Raw genomic sequence first — 338 nt, 5'->3', positions numbered from 1 at the left:
TGACCATTATCAGTTTGTATACTATGAATTCGAAAAGGAAAATGTTTTCGGAAGTATTCGACAAAATCAATCGCAAAAGCTTGATTTTGTTTATCATAATTTTTTAATGCTCTTGCTCGTGTAGCATCATCTATTGCCGTATATTGATAACGCTTAATTTTATTACCAGATTCATCAAAGAAATTAAGGAACTTAACTTCTACCTGAACTCTATGACCAGGAACCTGTTTTTCATATCGTTTGAAGGTTTTTATAGATCGCTTCTTCATATTCTGAGGTAACTTATTCACATCATTCCTTTTTAATACATGATAAACAGCGCCTGAAGATAACTCAAT

1 pseudogene is annotated in these 338 nt (G+C 31.7%); it reads right to left on the bottom strand.

The window, feature by feature from the left end:
* A pseudogene (locus tag GNY06_RS04570) lies at nucleotides 1-290 on the bottom strand (IS481 family transposase); the annotation flags it as partial.
* Between the last annotated feature and the right edge of the window lie 48 nt (nucleotides 291-338).

This window comes from Elizabethkingia argenteiflava (assembly GCF_009904105.1).
GTDB classification, from domain to species: Bacteria; Bacteroidota; Bacteroidia; order Flavobacteriales; family Weeksellaceae; genus Elizabethkingia; species Elizabethkingia argenteiflava.
This window is presented reverse-complemented; position numbering and strand designations above follow the sequence as displayed.